1 protein-coding gene is annotated in these 228 nt (G+C 71.5%); it reads right to left on the minus strand.

The window, feature by feature from the left end; all coding sequences use genetic code 11:
* The coding region (locus tag FS767_RS23325; RefSeq protein ID WP_256674319.1) for a DeoR family transcriptional regulator at positions 1-228 on the minus strand (228 nt) is incomplete at both ends.

Genomic DNA, 228 nt, shown 5'->3' on the forward strand with positions numbered 1-228 from the left:
CCGGCGGCACAGCCCCTGGCGGGCCAGCTCACGCAGGTCGCGACGCACGCTGTCTTCGGAAATGCCCCAGGTCGCGGCCAATTCGGCGGACAGGACCCGGCCCTGTTCGCGCAGCAGGGCCAGCTGGTTGGCGGTGTCCTGCAGGTTGTGCACCTGGACCAGATCCAGGCGCTCGGTCTGCAGAGCCTTGAAGCTGGCGGCCAGTTGCGCCGCGCCGCGCTCGCGTCC

The sequence above is a fragment of the Pseudomonas sp. DE0010 genome (genome assembly GCF_007680745.1).
Taxonomy (GTDB): domain Bacteria; phylum Pseudomonadota; class Gammaproteobacteria; order Pseudomonadales; family Pseudomonadaceae; genus Aquipseudomonas; species Aquipseudomonas parafulva_B.